We start from the raw sequence: 24227 nt of genomic DNA, 5'->3' as shown, positions 1-24227 counted from the left end.
ATGGCCGGACTCGCAGGGCTTCCGTACTTCCTTCAGTACCAACAGCAGGCGCAGGAACAGGCCCTGCAGCGCCAGTATGCCCAGATGCAGATGGCGCAGTTCCAACAGGCACAGCAGGATCGGCAGCGGCAGCAGGCCGCGCTGATGGCCGCAGGCAATGCGCTGCCGCAACTGCTCGCGGGACAGCAGCCCGCGCAGATGCCCCCTCCGCCTCAAGCACCGAATCCGGGCCAGCCATCCGCGCCGGCGCAACCGCTGCCTGCAGGCGCTGGGCTGGGCCAGATGCCGCCGCTTCCACCTGGCATGCCCGCGGGAATGGGGCGGGGCACCGGCGCGGCTGGCAAACCACCGCTGCCCCCGTTCCAGCCGATGCCCACGGCTGGAAGCCCGGCGCAAGCGACTCCCGCGCAAATCCCTGCGCCACCGGCTACTCCTTCGCCCAACGGTATGCAGCAGCCCGGCGGCCCGCTCACGCTCGACAACGCCATCAAGGTGCTGCAGGACCAAGGCTTGTCGGGCGCCGACTTGATGGCCGGTCTGCAGCAGCTCACACCGATCCTCGATTCGCAGGCTAAGGCGCAGGCGGCGCAGATCCAGATGCGCTTCGAACAGGAAATGAAGCTGCAGGCCGTGCAGGATCGGCACGCCTTGCTCGAGGAACGAATCCGTGAAGCTAACCAGAGATCAGAAGATCGCGCGTTGGATCGTGCGGACCGCGCGCAGGCGCGCGCTGAGTCGAATGCTCTTCGTGCTGAATCAATTGCGCTCCGCAAACAGACCATCGCGCTAGCCAACGGCGACGACGCGAAGTTCTCGCCGGAAGACCTGAAGTTTCTGGCGGAACAGGCGCGCGCGGGCGATACGTCGGTGTACCAGAACCTCGGCCGCGGCGCGCAGGGCGCGAAGAATATCGTCGCGCTGCGCCGCGAGGTGATGCGCCAGGAGCGAGAGGCCGGCGGCACCGGTGCCGACATTGCCGCTGCGAACGCTGGATTCCAGGGCGAGAAGGCGGCCGCACGTACCGGAGCCACGAAGGCGGCGAACGTCGGCATGGCCGTCGCTGAAGCGCAGAAGACTTTCCCGCTCGTGCGGCAGGCATCGGCTGCGCTCCCGCGCACGGAATTCCCCGGCGTGAACAAAGCGCTTCAGGCAGCTCAGACGGGCTCGGGCGACCCGCGCGTGGTGGCATTGGGTACGGCGCTCAACACGTCGATCAACGCTTATGCTCGAGCGATCAGCCCGAGCGGTACGCCGACGGTCGCCGACAAGGAGCATGCGCGCGAGCTTCTCTCGACCGCCAGCACGGATGCGCAACTGAATGCGGTGCTGGCCGTCATGGAAAAGGAAATGTCGGCTGCCCGACAGGCGCCGGCCGAAGTTCAAGCACAGCAGAAGGCCCGCATTTCCGGCCGCGGTGAAGGTGCACCGTCTGTCGGACTGCCGGCCGGGTGGTCAGTTAAGGAGCACTGATGCCCACGTTCACTTTCACCTCTCCGGACGGGAAAACCTATGACGTGCAGGGTCCTGATGGCGCTACCAAAGAGCAGGCGTTTTCGATCCTCCAACAGCGTCTCGGTGCAGATGGTGGCGCTGCGCCGGCAGCGTCGCGCGGCCCTGTCGCGCCTCTCGACCGTCTTCCGCCTGATAGCCCGGCAACGGGTATGATGCCGCAGCACGCCGACACCATCGCAGAGCGTCTGCTCGGATTGGGAAAAAGCGCGGTCGGGCTCGGCGAAGCCGGTTTGTCGGCCGCAACCGGTGCGCTGGCCGCGCCTGTGGGCGCCGCGTACGGCATCGGCAAGACGCTCACCAGCGGCAAGTTCGGCACGCAGCAGGGCATCGAGGAAGGTGATCGCGCGGGCGCTGCGCTGGCCAACAAGCTGACGTACCAACCGCGCACCGAGGCCGGCCGGTCTGATGTCGAGGCGCTCGGTAATTCCGGGCTGATGCATGCTCTGCAAGGACTACCGGTCGAATCTCCGATGATCGCGAGGATCCCGGAGGTGCCGCGCGGTGTGCTGGCCACCGGGGAAGGCACCGCCGGCGCCGCCCGAGCTGGTGCGAACGCCGTTGGCCGGGATGCCGTGCGTGCCGCTGCTCGCGCGCTGCCCGAAGTCGATCCGCAGACGCTGCAGCTTGCGCGTGAGGCGCACCAGATGGGCTTCCGTCTCACGCCGGATATGGTGTACGGGAACAAATATGCGCGTGGCGCTGGCGAGCTGGTCCAAGACAATCCGTTCGTCGGTAAGACCGTGCGAGAACACAATCAACAGGTCTTTAACTCGCACCTTGTCAACGCCATTGGCGGCGAAGGCGAGAAGCTGACCCGAAAGACATTTTCTGATGCTATGGATAGGTCGGGTAACGCGATCGGCGTCATCGCTGAGAAGTACCCGTTGCCGATCGATCAGTCGTTCATCACGAAACTGCGGGAGAACGGAGCAAACCAGTTGCCGGAAGTGCGGGGTGTCGTTAATCGATACGCGCAAATGATCGATGAAGCCGCTGGAAAGCCTGCCGCTCTCGTTGGTGGAGGGCGCACTGCCACGCCACGGGAAATGCCTGGGCCGGTATTTCGGCGCATCAATACGGCGCTCTCGAAGCAAATCCGAGAGACAGCCAACGGAGATTTGCGCAGTGCTCTGCGCGGCCTTCAGGACGATCTTCTTGAGGAGCGCGCTAAATACATGAGCCAGTCCGATCTGGACGCGTACAACGAAGCGCGTCGCCAATATGCAATTGGCAGCACGCTGGAGCCACTCGTTGCCAAGTCGTCGACCGGGGATATTTCTCCGGCCGCCCTGCTTGGCGTGGTGACGAAAAATGCGGCGGGGAAATCCGCCATGGCGCGCGGCACTGCCGGTCAGATGGGCTTGTTGGCGGACATCGGACAGCGCTTTCTGAAAGAGCGTCCGTCGAGCGGGACAGCCGAGCGCGCGCTCATGCAGAACCTGCTCACGCACCCTCTTGGCACGGTGGCCGCGGGCGGAACTGCTGCCCTGACCGCGCCAGCCGCTGCTGCGTACAACCGCTTCGGTCCGGAAGTGACCGACCTTCTCATCCAACGGCCTCCGCAATGAGAATTCTCGCGATCGACGTCGGTTCGAACTGCCTCGATTGGCTGATGCGCTGCCAGGAGTGGGGGCACCAGGTTCTCTGGTACGACAAGCCACGTCCGGACGGTACCGATCGTCATGCGGGCGAGGGGATCGTTCCGAAGATCCGCGATTACGATGAGCTGCGCCGGAAGTGGTTGGGATGGGCCGACCTGATCTACACGCCCGACAACGTCAGTTATCTCGAGATGCTTGAGCCATACCGACGGATTGGCTATCCGATCTACGGCTGCAACCTGGCGGCGGTAGAGTGGGAACTCGATCGAGAAGTTGGGCAGAAGGTCATGGAAGAGTGCGGGATGCGCATCATTCCCGGCAAGACGTTCCACGACTACGATTCCGCCATCGCCTATGTCAAGAAGGAAAGCAAGGCGTTCGTGTCAAAGCCATCCGGCGACGGTGAACGCGCTATGTCCTACGTCGCGGACAGCGCGGCGGACATGGTCTACATGCTCGGGCGCTGGAACAAAATCGACAAGTACCGCTCCGCGGCCCGCAAGGACGGCTTCATCCTGCAGGAGAAGATCAGCGGCATCGAAATGGCCGTGGGCGGCTTCTTCGGCCCGGACGGCTGGTCGCGCGGTTGGGTCGAGAACTGGGAAAACAAAAAGCTGATGAACGGCGACTTGGGCGTCAACACCGGTGAGATGGGCACCACGGTGCGCGTCGTCCGGCAGTCGAAGCTTGCCGACGAAGTTTTGAAACCCGCCACCGAGCACCTGAAGCGCATCGGCTATGTCGGGTACGTCGACGTGAACTGCATGATCCCAACCGACGGGAAGGGCCCGTATCCGCTCGAATGGACGATGCGTGACGGCTGGCCGATCCGCCACAACCTGACAGCGCTGATCGAGGGCGACCCGGCGCAGTGGATGGCCGATAAGATCCAGGGCCGCGATACGCTGAAGATACGCATGGACGAGGTGTGCATCTCGGTGCTGATGGCGCTGCCCGACTTCCCGTATTCGAAGATCACCAACAAGGAGCTGTGCGGGATCCCGATCTATGGGGCCGAGGACATGGATCACCTGCACTTCTCCGAGGTGATGATGGGTGTCGCGCCGCGCGAGGTGAACGGCAAGGTGGTCGATTTGCCGGGGCCGGTAACGGCCGGCGACTACGTGATGATCGCAACAGGCACGGGAGAGACGATCACAGGTGCAAGGAGGTCTGCCTACAGCGCGATCAAGAAGGTGAAGATCCCGAACAGCCCGTTCTATCGAACTGACATCGGTGTTGGCCGTCTGAAGAAGCAATTGCCCGAGCTGCAGCAGATGGGCTATGCAAAAGGCCTGAGCTACTGAAATGCGACGATCCATGCGAGCCGGGTTCATTTCCGAGGAATCGATCAAGACCGCCTTAACCGAGTCCAAGGGAGACATCTTCTTGGCTGCGTCGACGCTCGACTGCACCGCTCATGAGTTGGACGGTTACATCCGTGCATCGGCTGAGCTCCAGGGATTCGCTGCGGCGATCGAGAAGGTCAAGGTGGATCCGTCGTATTCCCGTATGAGCAGTGAACAGTTCGACGCCCGGGTCGCGGACCTCACACGTGCGTATAAAGTGGTCGGTCTTGAGGAACTCCACGGTCTGGCCACGATGAATCACAAGGACAGCGCAGCGATGGCGAAGGTCAAGCTGCAGGCTGCGATTGCCCTGCGAGGCGGCGAACAGCGCGCCGTTGGCGATCGAGAGATCGAACACGCTCTGTCCGAACTCAACCAGCTCTATCACCAGAACGCGCCGAGGATCAAAGAAATCCGCCAGACCGTCGTCACGCTTGCAGATGGTCGGGAAGCGACTCGACAAGTGATCGAACTTCAGCCAGATCAGCAATAGCCTGTTGGCGCTTGCGATCGAGGACGTCCCAATCGGGCTCGTCGCTCCGGTAGACCTGCCACTTCGTCAAAGAGATGTGCCCGAGGCGCGCCATCTCCTTGATCGCGGCCTTGTGGCCTTCCTCGCGAACCACTTTCTTCGATTCCGTACGACCGCGTCCGATCCAATCCCAAGCGGGCACCATGCCGGTAGCTTCAGGCGCCAATCGCGGGCGCAGTTCCCATTCCTCAACTGGCTTCAGACTCCTGCGCATGTACGTCACGCGCTGGCGAGGAATGCCGGTTTCGGACTCAAGCTGCTCGTCCGTCAATCGTCGTCCGCAGCACGCATTCCAAATCACGCACAGGTCCTCGATACGGGGAGTGCGCAGGTCGATGCATTCTTCGTGCACGCGCCAGGTGTGCGGGACCGGGATCACGGTGTACTCGGACGTGTTGACGTGTGATCGGGTCAGTCGGTCCATCGTCATCGGGCATTCCACGAATACAAGGACGTCGGCAGGTCCAGCACGATCCGAGTACGTATACCGATCCAGCAACACACCGCCGTTCTCTTTCCACCTTGCCAGTTGCCCATCGCTCGCCCGATCCCACCACGCCCATACGTAGACAGGGAGATCGGCGATCGATGCGCTCTTGAAAAACGCCGGCTTGATAGTCGTGTACCCGCGGTTCACCAGCACGTGGGTGAATCCCGCAAATGCCTTACGGATCGAGCCGGCCGTATCAGAAGTCGAATAGAGCTTCACGGCGTCTCGTTACTTCCGTAGGCCACCTTGAGCTTGCGACGCCGGGCAGGGCGCCTCGGGTGCCTCACACGCCCGAAGCACGGGGCCAACCTGGCCGCCGGCCGTCGCGTTGCGTGCTACCAGAGGACCGGGGTCGTCACCGCCACCGCACGCAGCACATGCGAGCAGTACAGCTACGGCCAACGAAAGACGAAATGCTCCACTAAAGTTCTTTGCCATGACGATCTCCTTGCGCGACCATGGAATCCGTCGATGTGTTGTGCCGATGAGACACAAACCCGACAGGTTGAGCGCAAGGGGGCATATGTGGGGGCATCCGAAAAAAACGAACTCGCTGAATGCCAATAGTAGAAAGGCAGAGCGCTTTTAATGTGGCTCCGGCCTCAGCACCAGAAGTCGAATGCGCCTCAGTCCGGGGCCGTTCACCCAAAAGCGCTGTCGGTCGATTGACCGCAGCGCTTTTTTGTTGATGCCGGTGCTATTTCCGGCACGAGAGCCGGGGCAAGCGGTGCGCGGATGTTCGAGCCGCGTGTAATACGTGTTCGCTTCCCATATAAGAAACACAACTGCGCCGAGGACCGCCGATGAAAAACACCGTTCGCATTCCGATTTCCGTACTGGCGCTGATGCTGATCACGCCGGCTTTTGCCAATACGCCCAACGAGAACATTGCGTGGAGCGCCCGGCCCGTGCAGACGATTGCATCGACGTCGTCGGCGTGCTCCGCGTATTCGGGGCGCGTGATGTCGAGCGGCGAGACGTTCTCGACGGAAAACGTGCTGATAGCGCTCGGCACGTCGCTGGCTGGCGCCGCGCTGGGCGCCGTCACCGGTGGATACCAGGGCGCAGCCCCCAATCCGTGCGCGCGCCCGGGCCTGTGACCGGCCCGCAAGCGAAGCGCCGGAATTCCCGCTTCATCTGAAACATGTCCGGCACCCTGCGCCGCGCGTCGCCCGACCCGCGGCGCTGCGTCATTTCAGGCGTGCCTTTCAGGCGCGTCTATTCCCAGAAGCTCCGGATCGCGACCGCCACGATCACCGGCACCGAGAACACCAGCGGGATCGCGAAATACTGCGCTTCGCGATCGACGACCCAGCTATAGATCACCCACGCCGCGCCGATCGCGAACGTGATGAGGCCGACCGTCACGGCGGCGATGTTCAGGACCAGCTTCGAAGGCTGGCGGCGCGCCTTGGCATCGTCATTGTTATCGCGCGGGGACGATTTCATCGGAAGAGTGCGGCTTCGGGCCGAAACGGGGATAAAAGCACAGGAAACCCCATCCGCCCCGATCGCGCAAGAGGGCCGGCGCCGGCCGGCCCTCGTCGCGTCCGCCGGCGCGCTTTACAACCCGAACGACGTAGCCAGTTCGTCGAGCAATTCGCGTTGGAACGCGACGAACCGCTCGCCCGGCTGCTGCGCGATCGCGAGGTCGAGCATCGGATCGGCGACGTCGGTGCGAACACCCGCCAGCGCCTCGACGATCGCGAGCCCGCAGAACGGCGCGTACGCCTCCGAATAGCCGCCTTCGTGCACGATCACGAGCCGCCCGCCGCAATGGCGTTGCGCGGCCTCCTTCACCGCCCGTGTCATGAACCGATAGCTGTCGGTATGCAGCTGCATGCGCGCGAGCGGATCGACCGCGCTCGCGTCGAGGCCGCTCGCGATCACGACGAGCTCGGGCCGGAATCGCTCCAGCGCCGGCAGCACGATTCGCTCGAACGCGTAGCGATACGCATCGTCGCCGCTGCCCGCGAGCAGCGGCACGTTCAGGTTCGCACCGACACCTGCGCCTTCGCCGCGGTCGTCGGCGCCGCTGTAGCCGGGCGGGAAGCAGCGGTCCTGATGCAGCGAGATCGTCAGCGTGTCCGGATCGTCGTAGTAGATCGACTGCGTGCCGTTGCCATGATGCACGTCCCAGTCGATCACCGCGACGCGCTCGATGCCGTGTTTCGCGCGGGCGGCCTCGATCGCGATCGGGATGTTCGCCAGCAGGCAGAAGCCCATCGGGCGATCGCGCAGGCAATGATGGCCGGGTGGTCGCGACAGCGAGAATGCGTTTGCCGCACGTTCGCCGAGGACCGTGTCGACGGCCGCGATCGCGAGTCCGGCGGACAGCGCGGCGATCTCGTAGCTGCCCTTGCCGAACGGTGCGAGGTCGCCGAGGTCGCCGCCATTCGCATCGCTGAGTGCGCGGAACGCGTCGAGATAGTGCGCGGGGTGAATGCGCAGCAGGTCGGCGGTCGTGGCCGGCTCGGCACCGCGCAGGTCGAGCTGCGCGGCCAGGCCCGAGGCCTGCACGAGCGACAGGAAGCGCCGCTTCGAATCGGGCGATTCCGCGTAGCCCGCGCTCGACGGCGGCTGGACCCAGCCGCCGACCGGGAAGAACAGCGCGTGCGTGCCGCCGGTATGCCAGAAAGTGCGTTCGTCGGTGAAGAAGGCAGTGCGATTCATGGATGTGCGTGACCTGTCACGGTTGGGTGGAAATGGAAGGGCGCGTCCGGCGGTCGATGTGGCGCAGCGCGGCGAACGACACGATCGCGACGGCCGTCGCGGCCGAGAACAGCACGCGCATCGTGCCGCCGGCGTCGAGCATCAGCCCGGCGAGCAGCGGGCCGGCCGCGAGGCCCGCGCCGATCACGAAATTGAGCGTGGCCACGAGGCGCCCCGACGTGTCGATCTGCGCGACGGTCGCGAGGATGAACGGCAGTACGAACGTCCACGCGAACTTGAATGCGAAGATCGCCGCGCTGTAGCCGCCGGCATGCCGCATCACGGCGAGCGCGACGAGCGAGGCCGCCAGCAGCGCGTAACCGGCCGCGAGCATCGCGCGCCGGGCAAGCCGGCCGCCCGCGCAGGACGCGAGCGCCGCGCCGGCGATGCCCATCACGCTCGCGATCGCGAGTACGTTGCCGGTCGACTGCGGATCGAGTCCGGCTTCGGTCGCGGCGCGGCTTGCGAACGTCCACACGCTGCCGATCGCGAGATAGAACGTCAGCACCGCGCCGATCGCGAGCACGACTAAGCTTTGCGGTGTCTGCGCCGCAGCATTGCGCGCGGGTGTTGCTCGCTCGCCCAGTGAGGACGGAAAGCCGCGCGACAGTGGCGCCGCGAGCAGCGCGAGTGCGGCGAGCGCGACATACAACGCGCGCAATCCGAACGCCGCGAACACGTGCGGCAGCACGAACAGGCCGATCGCGCCCGCGATCAACTGTCCGACGACCCACAGGCCGTACACGCGGTCGCTGTTCTCGCTCGTCGCGGCGCTCGTCATGCAGAGCACCATCAGCGAGCCGCCGCCGAGCGCGGTAACGGCGCGCAGCGCAAGCAGCGCGACGAAGCCCGGCATCCACAGCGCGGTCAGCAGGTTGCCCGCGCCGAACAGCGCGATGGCGAATGCGGCGACGCGGCGCGCGTCGACCCGGCCGAGCCACAGGTACGACGGCACGGTCGCCAGGCTGAACGCGCCGAGTTCGACGAAGAAGTAAGTGCCGATCTGCGACGCGGACAACCCGAGCTGCGTCGCGAGCTGGCCCGCGACGGCAGGCGCCACGAGCAGCAGCAGCGGCGTGATGGCCGCGAACACGACGAGCGCGACGAGCGTCGAGCGCGCGAAGGTCGATGCGCGGCCGGCGGGCGGGAGTGTGGCATCCGGGGACAGGGTTTTCATGGCGGAATCTCGTTGGGGAAATCAGAACAGGTGGTACATGCCGACCATCGCGCCGAACTGCGATGCACCCGCGAGCGGCGTCGGGTCGTATTCGTAGACGGTTTGCGAACTCTGGCCGCTGTTGCGCGCGTAGCCGAGGTTCACGTATGCGACGGTGCGTTTCGACAGCGCGTACGTGGTGCTCGCGATGAACAGCGTCGGGTGGCCGATCGCCGGCGTGCGCGAGTCGGTGTGATAGACACCCGCGTTCAGGCCGATCTCGCTCGACATCTGGTAGCGCGCACCACCCCAGACGATCGTGCGCGCCGCGTCGAGGTCGCCGGTCAGGCGTTCGACGCCCGCATGGACGGTGAGCGGCAGTGTGGCGAACGCATAGCGCGCGGCGAGCGTGCCGAGTTCGCGGCGGCGCGACGACGTGTCGTCGGCCGCGGAAACATCGCCGTGCGCCTGATGCAGCACCGCGCTGACCGACAGGCCGTTGCTCGTGTACTGGCCGGCGAGTTCGAGCACGCGTCCGGCGCGCGTATTGCCGGCGACGCCGGACGTCGCGGCAAGCGCCTCCACGTCGAAGCCGGCGAACGTCGGCGACTGGTACTTGACCGAGTGGTCGATGAAGTTCGCGTTCATCGGCAGGATGACGCCCTGGCCACTGTACGACGCGTACCAGAGCGGGTCGTAGAACAGCGTCTTGTCGAACAGCACGCTGAACTGTCGGCCGAGCGTGACGGTGCCGACGGGCCCCGCGATGCCGACGTACGCGCCGCGGAAGAATGCATAGCCGGGCACGGTCGCGGTGCCGTCGTTGAGGTTGAGGCCCTGTTCGAGCTTGAACAGCGCACGCCAGCCGCCGCCGAGATCCTCGTGGCCCTTCAGCCCCATCTGCGAAGGCAGGATGCCGTAGTTCTGCAGCTGCACGGCCGAGTGGCGTCCATCGGCATGCGTCAGGTATTGCACGCCGGCGTCGAGCGCGCCGTACAGCGTGAGACTCGACTGCGCGTGCGCGGCAGCGCCGCACGCGGCAAATGTCGCGACGGCCGCGGCCGTGCGGATGAAGCGGGGTTGCGTCACGTGGGGTTCTCCATACCTTCCTGCATCGGTTTGTCGTTGGTGTTGTCGCGACGCAGTGTCCGCAGCGGGAAAACCTTCGAACAGTCGTACAGATGAACGGTGTGGAAAACCCGTGGTGCACGACATGCACACGGCGCGCTGCCGTGCCGCGGCGTGCTGCGGAGCAGCAACCTGCCGTGCACCGTTCAAATGGATGGGGCTGGCGCCCGTTCCGGCACCGTGGCCCGTCAAAAAAGCCGCTCGCTATAATCGGCCGGTGTCGTCGCGCACATCAGCAGCCCGATCGGGCAGGGGAGCGGAAGGTGAGGATCACGATGGAAATCGGGCAGGATCTCGATGCGCTGCGCGACGTGCCGGCCGCCATCGTGCTCGACGATTTCGCCTGGCCGCCGCTGCCGTCTCGGCGCGCCGATTTCGACGGCGTCACGCGCGGTGACGCATCGCAGCGCGAACTCGGGCTGATGCTGCTCGACCTGTACGCGGTTGCCGCCCGGTCCGGCATTGGCGAATTCGAATACCGCTTCTTTTCGCTGCTGCAGGCGCTCGTTCCGTTCGACGCCGCATGGACGGGCGTCGCGACCCACGTGCCGACGGGCCCGGTGATGCACAACAGCTTCCTGTACCGGTTGCCGCATGCGTTCTTCAGCGACTGGAAGCGCGTGCGCGATTGCGACCCGCTCGCGCACCGCACGCTGCGCGGCGCGCACGGCCACGCGGTGCGGTTGTCGGTCGTCGAACCGGGTCTCGATGCCCGGTTTCGCGACTGGTGCGTGAAGTACGGGCTCGCGCAACTGATGTGCGTGTGCACGCTCGATCGCCGGTTTGGCCTGACGACGTTCATGTCGATCTACCGCCAGGGCCTGAATCGCCCGTTCAGCGACGACGATGCGCGCCGCTTCGAGGAAGTGATTCCGCATCTCGCGGCGGCGCTGACGATCAATCGCGCCGCGCAACTCACGCGCGAACGCGGTGATACGGTCGCGCCGGCGGCGCGTGCGCTGTGCGACAACTTCGGCGTGCTTCACCATGCCGATCACGGTTTCGACGACGTGCTGCGTACCGAGTGGCCGGCATGGGCCGGCGCCCGCGTGCCGGAGCCGCTCGTCGCGCACTTGCGGCGACAGCCGGGCCAGCCGTTCGTCGGCGATGCGCTGCGAATCCAGTGCGTGCCGGTTGCGGGGCTGTTCCAGATCGAGGCGCGGCCGCGCTCGCTGCTCGACCGCCTGAGCCCGCGCGAGCTCGCGGCGATCCGCTATTACGGCGCAGGGCGCTCGCACAAGGAAGTCGCGCAACAGATGGCGATTTCGCCTACGACCGTGCGCCACTACCTGCGCTGCGCGTACCGCAAGCTCGGCATGCACGACAAGAGCCAGATCGCCGGCGTGCTCGGCGCGACGGGCGGTGCGGCCGACGACGAGCCGGTGGAATCCGGTGGCGAGCCGCGCTGAATTGCACGATGCGCGCGTTGCATGCGATCGCGTGAATGGTTGTGCCTGCAACCATTGAACGTTATGCTCGTCAGCTTCCAGGAGACGGAATTCCATCATGAACGACACGAATTCAGGGGCGGTGCGCGCGGCGGTGGTCGGGGTCGGCGCGATCGGCGGGTTGCTCGCGACCGCGCTGTCGCGGGCCGGCATGACCGTGAGCGCGTATGCGCGCGGCGCGACGCTCGACGCGCTGAATGCGCACGGCGTGCGAGTGATCGACGAGGCCGGCGAGACATCGTCGGTGCCGGTGCGAGCGAGTGACGATGCGGCAGCGCTCGGCGTGCAGGACTACGTGGTGATCGCGCTGAAGGCGCAGGCGTTGCCGGCGCTGGCCGCGGGCATCGCGCCGCTGGTCGGGCCGGACACCGTGATCGTCGCTGCAATGAACGGGCTGCCGTGGTGGTTCACGCACGGGCTCCGAGGCGCGCTCGACGGCGTGCCGCTCGATGCGGTCGATCCGGCCGGCGCGGTGTCGGCGGCGTTGCCGCCCGCACAGGCGATCGGTTGCGTCGTGCACCTGTCGTCGAGTACCGACGCGCCGGGCGTCGTACGCCGCGGGCGCGGCAACCGGTTGATCGTCGGTGCGCCCGATCCGCGGCTTGACGTTGCCACGGCGCGATTCGCCGCGGCGCTTGCGGCGGGCGGTTTCGACGTCGAGTCGACGCCCGCGATCCGGACCGAGATCTGGACGAAGCTATGGGGCAACATGAACATGAATCCGCTGAGCGCGCTGACGGGGTCGACGGCCGAGCAGTTGCTCGACGATCCGTTCACGCAGGATCTCGCATTGCGGATGATGGAGGAGGCGGCCGCGATCGGCGCGAAGCTGGGCCTGTCGACGGGGATGAGCGGGCCCGAGCGGATCGCGGTCACGCGCAAGCTCGGCGCGTTCAAGACGTCGATGCTGCAGGATTTCGAAGCGGGGCGTGCCCTCGAGATCGGGCCGATCCTCGGCGTGTTCCCTGAACTCGGTCGCAAGCTCGGCGTGCCGACCCCGTATTGCGACGCGGTGCTCGGGTTGTTGCGCCAGCGCGCGGCGAACAGCGGCCTGTAGCGCTCGGGGCCGCTGCATGCGCGACGCCGGCGACGCTACGCGTTGCGCTTCGCTTGCAACGCGTAGCGCGACATCACGCAAAGCGGGCCGCCCGCGTCGCTGTTCAGGCGACCGGGGCGGCCCGTCGAATTCATCTGATTAATGCTGCGGGCGCCGTGCCCGTAGCGGGGCTCAGTCGTCCCGCTCGGTCGCGTGCGCGACGACCTTGTCGAGCAGTCGTTCGAACGTCTGGCGTTCGCTGTCGGACAAGCACGCGAGCAAGCCGTCGTTCCACTTGCGCACGATCGGCATGATCTTGCGATGCAGCGCGCGGCCGTCGGCGGTCAGCGCGATCAGCACGATCCGGCCATCCTCCTCGCTCGCGCTCCGCTCGAGCAGCCCCTGGCGCAGCAGCGCCTCGGCTGCCCGGCTCGCCTGGCTCTTGTCGAGATTGGTGTGGCGCGCGAGATCCATGATCGAGAACGGGCCGAAGGCGCCGACGGCGGCGATCACGCGCGCCTCGGGCAGCGAGATGTCGAGCTTGTGCCGGTACACCTCGCCGATCCCGCGGTCGGATCGCTTCGTGAGCGCGTGGAGGCGATAGGTCAGAAACTGATCGAGCCCGGCTTGACGGCCTTTCATGTCGAATCCTGAAGAAAAAGGGCGGGCCCGATTGTTCCTGTATCGCGCGCTCGGGTCAACGGTCAGTGTGCGCCGTACTTCAGGCGTGTCAATTGCTCCGCTTCGTTCGCGAGCAGATTGGCCGCGTCGCGGATCGCGACGTCGAGCGTGATCGGCCCGGGAGCCGGCGAGAAGCAGCCGGAAAAATGTTCGGACAGACGCGGCAGCGCGGCCGGGTCGACCGCGCCCGACAGCAGCGATGCGGGCACGCCGGCGGCCTGCGCGTGGCGGCACGCGATGAACGGTGCCTTGCCGTGCAGCGTCTGCACATCGGAGCGGCCTTCGCCGGTGATCAGCCAGTCGGCGCCGGCAAGCGCCGCGTCGAGGCCGACCTGCCGCGCGACCACTTCGGCGCCCGCTTCGAACTGCGCGCCGAGCATGTGCAGCGCGAAACCGAGGCCGCCGGCGGCGCCGGCGCCCGGCAGGTCGCGGCTGCGACGGTCGAGCGCAGCTTCGAGCAGGTCGGCGAAGCGGGCGAGGGCGGCGTCGAGGGTCGCAATCTGCCCGGGCGTCACGCCCTTCTGCGGGCCGAACACGGCGGTCGCGCCGTGCGCGCCCGTCAGCGGGTTGTCGACGTCGGACATGCCGATGAATTCCGTTTCCTTCAGCCGCGGGTCGAGCCCCGACGCGTCGATGCGCGCGATCTCGGCGAGCCGCGACGGAACGGGTTCGACCGGCTGGCCGGCCGCGTCGAAGCACTGCAGGCCGAGGCCCGCGAGCAGCCCGGCGCCCGCATCGTTGGTGCTGCTGCCGCCGAGCGCGACGAAGAAGCGGCGCACGCCTTCGTCGAGCAGCGTACGGATCGCCTCGCCCATCCCGCGCGTACTGCGCGCGTCGACCGGCACGCTCATGCCGACCGGATCCGTAATGCCGACGATCTCGGCCGTCTCGACGATCGCGGTGCGCGCGTCGATCACGCCGACCGCCGCATCGCGCGCCGCGAGCGACGCGCCGGCCACCCGCAACGCACGCCGCGTGCCGCCGCCTGCCAGCATCGCGTCGAGCGTGCCTTCGCCGCCGTCGGCCATCGGGCAGCAGCGCACGACCGCGTCGGGCCTCGCGCGGCGGATGCCGGTGGCGATCGCGTCCGCGACCTGCTCGGCGGAAAGTGAGCCTTTGAACGAATCGGGCGCGATGACGACGACAGGCGCGGACGGGTGTTGCGGCATGGTGTCTCCGAAAGGCGTGATTGGTGTGAAGAATATCGGGGCTGCGACGGCGGCTACCCCTCAATCGGAGCTTACAGGATGGCGGGGCCGGGGAGGATACGGCGTTCGGCATAGCGGCGATCCGCATGCATTGCCGTGCAAAGGGCTGTTGACGCGGCGCGGACGCATGTGTGTCGCGCCGATCTGGCGGTGTGATGAAAATTGTTTGCTAGAATAGTCGATTCTTCCGGCCAAAGCCGTGCTCCGAGCCGCTTGCGCTAGCCATCCGGCGCGTGCAGGGATGGCGTGGCGCTCCGGCGCGGCGAGTGGATGTGACACACATCACGCCGCAGGCAGGCACGGCAAGGAAAACCCGATTCGCTCGAATAATTTTAGGACGATTGAAGCCATGGCTAACGTTGTTGAGAACCTCGGCAAGCTTGAACGCCGCGTGACGATTTCCCTGCCGAAAGACACCGTGCAGAAGGAAATCGACGCCCGTATCCAGAAACTCGCGAAGACCGTGCGCATGCCGGGTTTCCGCCCGGGCAAGGTGCCGGTGAAGATGGTCGCGCAACAGTACGCGGGTCAGGTCGAAGCGGAAGTGCTGAGCGACAAGATCGGCCAGGAATTCTTCACGATCAGCCGCGCGGAAAACCTGCGCGTCGCTGGCCAGCCGAGCTTCGAGCCGAAGCAGGAGCAGGCTGAAGGTGCATACGCGTTCGACGCGACGTTCGAGGTCTACCCGGAAGTCAAGATCGGCGATCTGGCGACGGCTGAAGTCGAGCGCTCGACGACGTCGATCGGCGACGCCGAAATCGACCGCACGCTGGACATCCTGCGCAAGCAGCGCGTGCACTTCCACGCACGTGGCGAAGCCGGCGAGCACGGCGACGGCGGCGCGGACACCGCAGCGAAGAACGGCGACCGCGTGACGGTCGACTTCGTCGGCAAGATCGACGACGTCGCGTTCCAGGGCGGCACGGCTGAAGACTTCCCGTTCGTGCTCGGCGAAGGCCGCATGCTGCCGGAATTCGAAACCGCGGCGCTGGGCCTGAAGGTCGGCGAATCGCGCACGTTCGATCTGGCGTTCCCGGAGGACTACCACGGCAAGGACGTCGCGGGCAAGACGGCGCAGTTCACGGTCACGATGAAGAAGATCGAATGGCCGCACCTGCCGGAAATCGACGCTGAATTCGCGAAGTCGCTCGGCATCGAAGACGGCGACCTCACGAAGATGCGTGCCGAGATCAAGGAAAACCTCGAGCGCGAAGCGAAGCGTCGCACGCAGTCGATCGTCAAGAACCAGGTGATGGACGCGCTGCTGAAGATCTCCGAACTCGACGTGCCGAAGGCGCTGATCGAGCAGGATCAGCAACGCCTCGTCGAAATGGCTCGCCAGGATCTGGCGCAGCGTGGCGTGCCGAACGCGAAGGACGCACCGATCCCGGCCGAGATGTTCACCGAGCAGGCAGAACGCCGCGTGAAGCTGGGCCTCGTGCTGGCCGAGCTCGTGAAGGCGAACGGCCTCGAAGCGAAGCCGGAACAGATCCGCGCGGAAGTCGACGAGTTCGCAAAGAGCTACGAAGACCCGAAGGAAGTGGTCCGCTGGTATTATTCGAACCAGCAGCGCCTCGCCGAGATGGAAGCGTTCGTCGTTGAAAGCAACGTCGTCGATTTCGTGCTGGGCAAGGCGAAGGTGACGGACAAGGAAGTGAGCTTCGAAGCACTCGCGAGCGCATCGGCGCAAGCGTAAGTGTTGCTCTAGCGGCGTGCCGGCTGTCGGAGCGACGGCCCGCACGCCGTTTTTACGTCAAGCGCACGGTTGCCATTAATATGGCGATTGAGCGGGCGGCTTCCTTCCGTTCAATTTTCCATTCGAACAAGGTTCATTGAATGATCACTCGCGCTGAATTGCTGGACATGCTTGCTTCGAACGCGCCGCAGGGTTTCGAGGCGCAAGCGCTGGGGCTGGTGCCGATCGTCGTCGAAACGAGCGGCCGCGGCGAGCGTTCGTACGATATCTACTCGCGTCTCCTGAAGGAGCGCCTGGTGTTCATGGTCGGCGAAGTGAACGACCAGACCGCCAACCTCGTGGTTGCGCAGCTGCTGTTCCTCGAGAGCGAGAATCCCGACAAGGACATCAGCCTGTACATCAACAGCCCGGGCGGGTCGGTGTCGGCCGGCATGGCGATCTACGACACGATGCAGTTCATCAAGCCGGACGTGTCGACGCTGTGCATGGGCCTCGCGGCCAGCATGGGCGCGTTCCTGCTCGCGTCGGGTGCGAAGGGCAAGCGTTTCGCGCTGCCGAACTCGCGCGTGATGATTCACCAGCCGCTCGGCGGCGCACGCGGCCAGGCATCCGACATCGAGATCCAGGCACGCGAAATCCTCTACCTGAAGGAGCGGCTGAACCAGTTGCTCGCGCAGCACACGGGCCAGGACGTCGAACGCATCGCGCGCGACACCGACCGTGATAACTTCATGTCGAGCGAGGACGCGAAGGCATACGGGCTGATCGATCAGGTGCTGCTGAAGCGTCCGTGAGCTTAAGTAGGGTGCCGCCCCGATTCGGGCGGCGCCCCTGCAACGTCCCGTACGCCCTGAGCATCTGCGGCAAGCGCATCCAGCCGGCTCCGGTCGCGCCCTAGGCGCGGCAGTCGGGGCATTCGGCGTATCATGTCATCTACCTGTCCGGAGGCTCTACATTCATGGCGGACAAAAAAGGTTCGAACAGCGAGAAGCTGTTGTATTGCTCGTTTTGCGGAAAGAGCCAGCATGAGGTGAAAAAACTCATCGCGGGTCCGTCGGTGTTCATCTGCGATGAATGCATCGACCTCTGCAACGAAATCATTCGCGACGAGGCGGCTGCCGCCGGCGTCGAGGCCAGCCTGTCCCGGTCGGATCTCCCGAGCCCGCAGGAAATCCGCGACATCCTCGATCAGTACGTGATCGGCCAGGAGCGTGCGAAGAAGATCCTCGCGGTGGCCGTGTACAACCACTACAAGCGCCTGAAGCATCTCGACAAGAAGGACGACGTCGAACTGTCGAAGAGCAACATCCTGCTGATCGGCCCGACGGGCTCCGGCAAGACGCTGCTCGCGCAGACGCTCGCGCGGTTGCTCAACGTGCCGTTCGTGATTGCCGATGCGACGACGCTGACCGAAGCCGGCTACGTCGGCGAGGACGTCGAGAACATCATCCAGAAGCTGTTGCAGAACTGCAACTACGAAGTCGACAAGGCCCAGCGCGGGATCGTCTACATCGACGAAATCGACAAGATCAGCCGCAAGTCGGACAACCCGTCGATCACGCGCGACGTGTCGGGCGAGGGCGTCCAGCAGGCGCTGCTGAAGCTCGTCGAGGGCACGATGGCGTCGGTGCCGCCGCAGGGTGGCCGCAAGCACCCGAACCAGGATTTCATCCAGGTCGATACGACCAACATCCTGTTCATCTGCGGCGGTGCATTCGACGGCCTCGAAAAGGTGATCACCGACCGTACCGAGAAAACCGGCATCGGCTTCGGCGCGACGGTCAAGAGCAAGCAGGAACGCGACGCGGGCGAAGTGCTGCGCGAAACGGAGCCGGAAGACCTGATCAAATTCGGTCTGATCCCCGAATTGATCGGCCGCCTGCCGGTGGTCGCGACGCTCGGCAAGCTCGATGAAGCCGCGCTGATGAAGATCCTGGTCGAGCCGAAGAACGCGCTCGTCAAGCAATATCACAAGCTGTTCGCGATGGAGCGCGTCGAGCTGGAAATCCGGCCGGGCGCACTGCAGGCAGTCGCCCGCAAGGCGATCCGCCGCAAGACCGGCGCGCGCGGTTTGCGTTCGATCATCGAACAGGCGTTGCTCGACGTGATGTACGAACTGCCCACGATGAAAGGGGTCAGCAAGGTCATCATCGACGAGAACGTCATCGATGGCGACGGCAAGCCTTTGCTGATCTACGAGGACACGCCGAAGGTGGCGGGTTCGAACTGACCGGCTTGCCGACGATGTTCTGCGAAAAAGGCCGTTCATGAGACCGTGGGCGGCTTTTTTTCGTTTATCTTGTGGGTAACTCTGACTCGACACGCGGTGGTTACTTTCTTACCGAATATTTCCCGCACTTGAAGGCTTGCAATTCGTTGTGGCGGCCTCAATTACCGAACAATTGATTCCACTCATGGGGAAATGAAATGTCAGGCACCCAACTTCTCCCGCCGGAACGCATCACGCTCCCGCTGCTGCCGCTGCGGGATGTCGTCGTTTTCCCGCACATGGTGATTCCGCTCTTCGTGGGCCGGCCGAAATCGATCAAGGCCCTCGAAGCAGCGATGGAAGGCGGCAAGCACATCATGCTCGTCGCCCAGAAGACCGCGGCCAAGGACGAACCGACTGAAAAGGACATGTACGAGGTCGGTTGTATCGCCAACATCCTGCAGATGCTGAAGCTGCCGGACGGCACCGTGAAGGTGCTCGTCGAGGGCCTGCAGCGCGCGAAGGCGTTGTCGATCGAAGAGCAGGAAACGCAATTCTCCTGCGACGTGATGCCGCTCGAGCCCGATCACGCCGACAGCGCTGAAACGGAAGCGCTGCGCCGCGCGATCGTGTCGCAGTTCGACCAGTACGTGAAGCTGAACAAGAAGATCCCGCCGGAGATCCTCACATCGCTGTCGGGTATCGACGAAGCGGGCCGCCTCGCCGACATGATCGCCGAGCGCCTGCCGCTGAAGCTCGACCAGAAGCAGCACATCCTCGAGATGTTCCCGGTCATCGAGCGCCTCGAGCACCTGCTCGCGCAGCTCGAAGCCGAGATCGACATCCTGCAGGTCGAAAAGCGCATCCGCGGGCGCGTGAAGCGCCAGATGGAAAAGAGCCAGCGCGAGTACTACCTGAACGAACAGGTCAAGGCGATCCAGAAGGAACTGGGCGAAGGCGAGGAAGGTGCGGATCTCGAGGAACTCGAGAAGCGCATCAACGCCGCGCGCATGCCGAAGGAAGCCAAGAAGAAGGCTGACGCCGAGCTGAAGAAGCTGAAGCTGATGTCGCCGATGTCGGCGGAAGCGACCGTCGTGCGCAACTACATCGACACGCTGATCGGCCTGCCGTGGCGCAAGAAGAGCAAGGTCAACAACGACCTGTCGAACGCCGAGCAGGTGCTCGACGAGGATCACTTCGGCCTCGAGAAGGTGAAGGAACGCATCCTCGAGTATCTCGCGGTGCAACAGCGCGTCGACAAGGTGAAGGCGCCGATCCTGTGCCTCGTCGGGCCCCCGGGCGTCGGCAAGACCTCGCTCGGCCAGTCGATCGCCCGCGCGACGAACCGCAAGTTCGTCCGGATGGCGCTCGGCGGCGTGCGTGACGAAGCCGAGATCCGTGGCCACCGTCGTACGTACATCGGTTCGATGCCGGGCAAGATCCTGCAGAGCCTCACGAAGGTCGGCGTGCGCAATCCGCTCTTCCTGCTCGACGAAGTCGACAAGATGGGCATGGATTTCCGCGGCGATCCGTCGTCGGCGCTGCTCGAAGTGCTCGATCCGGAACAGAACCACACGTTCGCCGACCACTACATCGAAGTCGACTTCGACCTGTCGGACGTGATGTTCGTCGCGACGTCGAACTCGCTGAACATCCCGCCGCCGCTGCTCGACCGGATGGAAGTGATCCGCCTGTCGGGTTACACGGAAGACGAGAAGGTCAGCATCGCCCAGCGTTACCTGCTGCCGAAGCAGAAGAAGAACAACGGGCTGAAGGAAGGCGAGATCGAGGTCACCGAGCAGGCGATCCGCGACATCATCCGCTACTACACGCGCGAAGCCGGTGTGCGTTCGCTCGAGCGGGAAGTGTCGAAGATCTGCCGCAAGGTCGTGAAGATGCTGCTGCTGAAGAAGGCATCGGGCGCGATCAAGGTCGACGGCGAAAACCTCGATACGTTCCTCGGCGTACGCAAGTACGACTTCGGCCTCGCGGCGAAGGAAAACCAGGTCGGTCAGGTGACGGGCCTCGCGTGGACGGAAGTCGGTGGCGATCTGCTGACGATCGAAGCCGCGGTGATGCCGGGCAAGGGCAACGTGATCCGTACGGGTTCGCTCGGCGACGTGATGAAGGAGTCGGTCGAGGCGGCACGTTCGGTCGTGCGCTCGCGCTCGCGGCGTCTCGGCATCAAGGACGAAGCGTTCGAGAAGCAGGACATCCACATTCACGTGCCGGAAGGCGCGACGCCGAAGGACGGTCCGTCCGCGGGCGGTGCGATGACGACCGCGCTGGTGTCGGTGCTGACGGGTATCCCCGTGCGTGCCGATGTCGCGATGACGGGCGAAATCACGCTGCGTGGGGAAGTCCTGCCGATCGGTGGTCTGAAGGAGAAGCTGCTCGCCGCGCATCGCGGTGGCATCAAGCTCGTGCTGATCCCCGAAGAGAACGTGAAGGATCTCGCCGAGATTCCGGACAACGTGAAGAACGCGATCGAGATCGTGCCGGTCCGCTGGATCGACAAGGTGCTGGAACTCGCGCTCGAGCGTTCGCCGACCCCGCTGCCGCCGGAAGAAGAGGCGAAGGCGGCGGCACCGGTCGCCGATGCGGCGAAGGACGCCGGCTCGACGGAATTCGTCAAGCACTGAGCATCCGGACACCGTCGTTCCTGACGGTTGTTCACGAAACCCGCGGCATGGCCGCGGGTTTTTTTATGCGTCGCCGAATCGTGCGCGCGAACGTTTAAAAAATTCGCGCCGGGGCTTTGCAAAATGATCGCGGATGAATTAAACTTGCGGGCTCGCTGGTTGTTGATGCCGAAACGCAGATCGCAGCCAGAACGAATCGGAAACGGGTGCTTAGCTCAGCTGGTAGAGCGGCGCCCTTACAAGGCGTAGGTCGGGGGTTCGAACCCCTCAGCACCCACCAGTTTCCTGATTCAGCCAGACCAAGGAGCGGTAGTTCAGTCGGTTAGAATACCGGCCTGTCACGCCGGGGGTCGCGGGTTCGAGTCCCGTCCGCTCCGCCAGAAAATGAAAAAGCCCGCCTCGTGCGGGCTTTTTCATTTGCGTTTCCGGTTGCGCCCGCTTGCGGGCGCGTGACTGCGGAGTGGAGGAAGCTGCCTGCGCAGCTTCCGGCGGGACTCGAAGGGATGCGCGTGCACGCGCATCCGCGGCCTGCAGGATGTAGGCGAGTCCCGTCCGCTCCGCCAGAAAATGAAAAAGCCCGCCTCGTGCGGGCTTTTTCATTTGCGTTTTCGGTTGCGCCCGCTGGCGGGCGCGTGACTGCGGAGTGAAGGAAGCTTGCGCGGCTTCCGGCGGGACTCGAAGGGATGCGCGTGCACGCGCATCCGCGGCCCGCAGGATGCAGGCGAGTCCCGTCCCGCTCCGCCAAACAAACGAAAGTGCCCGCCTTGTGCGGACATTTTCGTTTTATGCGCCTGTTTGCTCCGCCGTACTTGCCCGCAGTGCGTCTGCTTTTCTCCCGTCCCACCCCGTATGTTGTAATATCGGTCGTTTTGTCCAATTTTCCCGTCACGCATGCTCGATTTCTTCCGTAATCACCAGCGCCTGATGATGGCGCTCCTGCTCCTGATCGTGTTGCCGGGGCTGGGTTTCGTCGGGATCCAAGGCTTCCGCGGTTTCTTCGACGATAGCGCGAACGTCGCGGCAGTCAACGGGCACAAGATCACGCGGGTCGAATTCGACGGCGCGTTCCGCCAGCAGATCGACCAGGCGCGTCAGGCGCTCGGCGGGCAGTTCGACATCAAGATGTTCGATACGCCCGAGCACCGCAAGCAGGTGCTCGACGGCCTGATCCAGCAACGCGTGCTGGCCGACGAGACCCAACGTCTGCATCTGACCGCATCCGACAACGCCGTGCGCGACGCGCTGATGAGCGACCCGATGATCGCGTCGCTGAAGAAGCCCGACGGTTCGATCGACGTCGAGCGCTATGCGCAACTGCTGTCGTTCCAGGGGATGACGCCCGAGCAGTATCAGGAGCGCGTGCGCTACAGCCTCTCGCTGCAACAGATTCCGGCCAGCATCGTATCGAGCGCATTCACACCGAAGAGCCTCGCCCAACGCCTGTCCGAACTCGCCGCGCAGCAGCGCGAAGTGCAGGCGCTCGTGCTGAAGACGAGCGACTTCGCCGCGAAGGTCCAGCCGACCGATGCGCAGCTCGCCGCGTACTATGACGCGCACAAGCAGAGCTTCGCGACGCCGGAGACCGCGACGATCCAGTACCTCGTCTATTCGCCGGCCGCCGCCGCCGCGAGCGCGCAGCCGACCGATGCGGACATCAAGAAGTTCTACGACGACAATCCGACGCACTTCCGCACCGAAGCACAGGTGCGCGTGAGCCACATCTTCATCGCCGCGCCGGGCAGCGCAAGCGCGGCCGACAAGGCTGCAGCGAAGACGAAGGCCGAGCAGCTGCTGGTCGACGTGAAGGCGCATCCGGACCAGTTCGCGCAGATCGCGCAGAAGAGCTCGCAGGATGCGCCGTCGGCGGCGAAGGGCGGTGACCTCGGCTTCATCACGCGCGGCTCGACGGCGGGCGGCAAGGCGTTCGACGATGCCGCGTTCGCGCTCAAGCAGGGCGACGTGAGCGGTATCGTGCAGTCGGATCTGGGCTTCCACATCCTGAAGGCAACGGAAGTGAAGCCGGCGGCGGTCAAGCCGTTCGCCGACGTGAAGGACCAGATCGCGGTCGAGCTCAAGCAGCAGTACGCATCGAAGGCATTCACGGACAACGCGGAAGGCTTCACGTCCACCGTCTACGAGAAGGCGAAGACGCTGCAGCCGGCCGCGGACAAGTACAAGCTGACGATCCAGACGGCCACCGTCACGCCGACGCCGAATCCGCAGTTGCCGCCGACGAGCCCGTTGAACAATCCGAAGTTCCTGGCCGCCGTATTCGCGAATGACGCGGTGAAGAACCAGAACAACACGCAGGCGATCGACGTCGGCAACAACACGCTGATCTCGGCGCGCGTAACCGACTACAAGCCGGCCGCCGTACCCGCACTCGGCGCGATCAAGGATGTCGTGCGCCAGAAGGTCGTTGCCGAGCAGGCTGCGGAACTCGCGAAGAAGGACGGCGCGACGAAGCTCGCCGAACTGCAGAAGTCGAAGTCGGTCGACGGGTTCGCGGCTGCGCAGAAGGTCTCGCGCACGCAGTCGCAGGGCCTGACGCCGGCTGCACTGAGCGCCGTGTACAAGGTCGACGCGAAGACGCTGCCGGCATATGTCGGTGTCGACCTCGGCGCGGACGGCTACGCGATCTACCGCGTGAACGCGGTGATCCCGGGCTCGGCGGTCGATCCGCAGCAACTGGCCGCCGCGCAGCAGCAGATGGCGCAGGTCGATGCGCAGAGCGAAGGCGAAGCGTATCTCGCCGCGCTGCGTGATCGCTCTAAGGTGAAGCTGTACGGCTCGACGGCCAGCCAGTCGCAGGACGGCGACAACTGAG

At 65.0% G+C, this 24227-nt stretch carries 19 protein-coding genes and 2 tRNA genes; 14 read left to right on the top strand and 7 right to left on the bottom strand.

Annotated features, from left to right (window positions below):
* The 4 genes from FFS49_RS04215 to FFS49_RS04200 are packed head-to-tail and all read left to right on the top strand — an operon-like array spanning position 1 to position 4955.
* Positions 1-1470 (top strand): hypothetical protein, encoded by a 1470-nt coding sequence (locus FFS49_RS04215; protein WP_137909788.1) that lies wholly within the window; start codon positions 1-3, stop codon positions 1468-1470.
* A complete protein-coding gene (locus FFS49_RS04210; RefSeq protein ID WP_105818580.1) occupies positions 1470-3080 on the top strand; it encodes a hypothetical protein in 1611 nt (536 codons plus the stop codon). Before FFS49_RS04215 ends, FFS49_RS04210 begins: the two co-directional genes overlap by 1 nt.
* On the top strand, positions 3077-4420 hold the full coding sequence (locus FFS49_RS04205) for a hypothetical protein (protein ID WP_105818579.1): 1344 nt from the start codon (positions 3077-3079) through the stop codon (positions 4418-4420). The genes FFS49_RS04210 and FFS49_RS04205 overlap by 4 nt, the downstream gene beginning before the upstream one ends.
* A 1-nt stretch (position 4421) precedes the next feature.
* Positions 4422-4955 carry a hypothetical protein gene (locus FFS49_RS04200; RefSeq protein ID WP_171026718.1) on the top strand — a complete coding sequence of 178 codons (534 nt, stop codon included), beginning with the start codon at positions 4422-4424 and terminating at the stop codon, positions 4953-4955.
* On the opposite strand, the gene FFS49_RS04195 is transcribed toward FFS49_RS04200, so the two are convergent.
* Positions 4891-5703, bottom strand: a complete 813-nt coding sequence (locus tag FFS49_RS04195; protein ID WP_105818577.1) for a hypothetical protein — start codon at positions 5701-5703, stop codon at positions 4891-4893. The two genes, FFS49_RS04200 and FFS49_RS04195, sit on opposite strands and share 65 nt — an antisense overlap.
* A 584-nt stretch (positions 5704-6287) precedes the next feature.
* Between FFS49_RS04195 and FFS49_RS04190 the strand changes: the two genes are divergently transcribed.
* Positions 6288-6584, top strand: a complete 297-nt coding sequence (locus FFS49_RS04190; RefSeq protein ID WP_105818576.1) for a hypothetical protein — start codon at positions 6288-6290, stop codon at positions 6582-6584.
* A gap of 118 nt (positions 6585-6702) precedes the next feature.
* On the opposite strand, the gene FFS49_RS04185 is transcribed toward FFS49_RS04190, so the two are convergent.
* From FFS49_RS04185 to FFS49_RS04170, 4 genes are all read right to left on the bottom strand, one after another.
* Complete coding sequence (locus tag FFS49_RS04185) at positions 6703-6933, bottom strand: hypothetical protein (RefSeq protein ID WP_039367191.1); 231 nt, start codon at positions 6931-6933, stop codon at positions 6703-6705.
* 114 nt (positions 6934-7047) lie between these two features.
* On the bottom strand, positions 7048-8157 hold the full coding sequence (locus FFS49_RS04180) for a class II histone deacetylase (protein WP_105818575.1): 1110 nt from the start codon (positions 8155-8157) through the stop codon (positions 7048-7050).
* A 16-nt stretch (positions 8158-8173) separates the two neighbouring features.
* On the bottom strand, positions 8174-9373 hold the full coding sequence (locus FFS49_RS04175) for an MFS transporter (protein ID WP_105818574.1): 1200 nt from the start codon (positions 9371-9373) through the stop codon (positions 8174-8176).
* A 21-nt stretch (positions 9374-9394) separates the two neighbouring features.
* Complete coding sequence (locus FFS49_RS04170; RefSeq protein ID WP_105818573.1) at positions 9395-10441, bottom strand: porin; 1047 nt, start codon at positions 10439-10441, stop codon at positions 9395-9397.
* 302 nt (positions 10442-10743) lie between these two features.
* Between FFS49_RS04170 and FFS49_RS04160 the strand changes: the two genes are divergently transcribed.
* Positions 10744-11889 carry a helix-turn-helix transcriptional regulator gene (locus tag FFS49_RS04160; RefSeq protein ID WP_071334634.1) on the top strand — a complete coding sequence of 382 codons (1146 nt, stop codon included), beginning with the start codon at positions 10744-10746 and terminating at the stop codon, positions 11887-11889.
* Positions 11890-11986: 97 nt separating this feature from the next.
* Positions 11987-12985 carry a 2-dehydropantoate 2-reductase gene (locus FFS49_RS04155; protein WP_039367179.1) on the top strand — a complete coding sequence of 333 codons (999 nt, stop codon included), beginning with the start codon at positions 11987-11989 and terminating at the stop codon, positions 12983-12985.
* Between the two features lie 171 nt (positions 12986-13156).
* Here FFS49_RS04155 and FFS49_RS04150 read toward each other — a convergent pair whose 3' ends face one another.
* Positions 13157-13606, bottom strand: a complete 450-nt coding sequence (locus FFS49_RS04150; protein WP_039367176.1) for a MarR family transcriptional regulator — start codon at positions 13604-13606, stop codon at positions 13157-13159.
* A 62-nt stretch (positions 13607-13668) separates the two neighbouring features.
* Entirely contained in the window at positions 13669-14814 is a 1146-nt protein-coding gene (locus FFS49_RS04145; RefSeq protein ID WP_039367173.1) for a glycerate kinase, read from the bottom strand.
* 388 nt (positions 14815-15202) lie between these two features.
* Between FFS49_RS04145 and tig the strand changes: the two genes are divergently transcribed.
* From tig to FFS49_RS04105, 7 genes are all read left to right on the top strand, one after another.
* On the top strand, positions 15203-16549 hold the full coding sequence (tig, locus tag FFS49_RS04140) for a trigger factor (RefSeq protein ID WP_039367170.1): 1347 nt from the start codon (positions 15203-15205) through the stop codon (positions 16547-16549).
* A 140-nt stretch (positions 16550-16689) separates the two neighbouring features.
* Positions 16690-17343: an ATP-dependent Clp endopeptidase proteolytic subunit ClpP gene (gene clpP / locus FFS49_RS04135; protein WP_010092137.1), complete on the top strand. Its 654-nt coding sequence runs from the start codon at positions 16690-16692 to the stop codon at positions 17341-17343.
* Positions 17344-17507: 164 nt separating this feature from the next.
* Positions 17508-18779: an ATP-dependent Clp protease ATP-binding subunit ClpX gene (gene clpX, locus FFS49_RS04130; protein WP_006489345.1), complete on the top strand. Its 1272-nt coding sequence runs from the start codon at positions 17508-17510 to the stop codon at positions 18777-18779.
* A gap of 197 nt (positions 18780-18976) precedes the next feature.
* Positions 18977-21400 carry an endopeptidase La gene (lon, locus tag FFS49_RS04125; protein WP_039367161.1) on the top strand — a complete coding sequence of 808 codons (2424 nt, stop codon included), beginning with the start codon at positions 18977-18979 and terminating at the stop codon, positions 21398-21400.
* A gap of 204 nt (positions 21401-21604) precedes the next feature.
* A tRNA-Val gene (locus FFS49_RS04120) sits at positions 21605-21680 on the top strand.
* Between the two features lie 23 nt (positions 21681-21703).
* Positions 21704-21780: transfer RNA gene (locus FFS49_RS04115), tRNA-Asp, on the top strand.
* A gap of 511 nt (positions 21781-22291) precedes the next feature.
* Complete coding sequence (locus FFS49_RS04105; protein WP_105818571.1) at positions 22292-24226, top strand: SurA N-terminal domain-containing protein; 1935 nt, start codon at positions 22292-22294, stop codon at positions 24224-24226.
* The last annotated feature ends 1 nt before the right edge of the window (position 24227 follow it).

The organism is Burkholderia sp. 4NA327C6 (assembly GCF_005502655.1).
In the GTDB taxonomy this organism is placed as follows: Bacteria; Pseudomonadota; Gammaproteobacteria; order Burkholderiales; family Burkholderiaceae; genus Burkholderia; species Burkholderia contaminans.
This window is presented reverse-complemented; position numbering and strand designations above follow the sequence as displayed.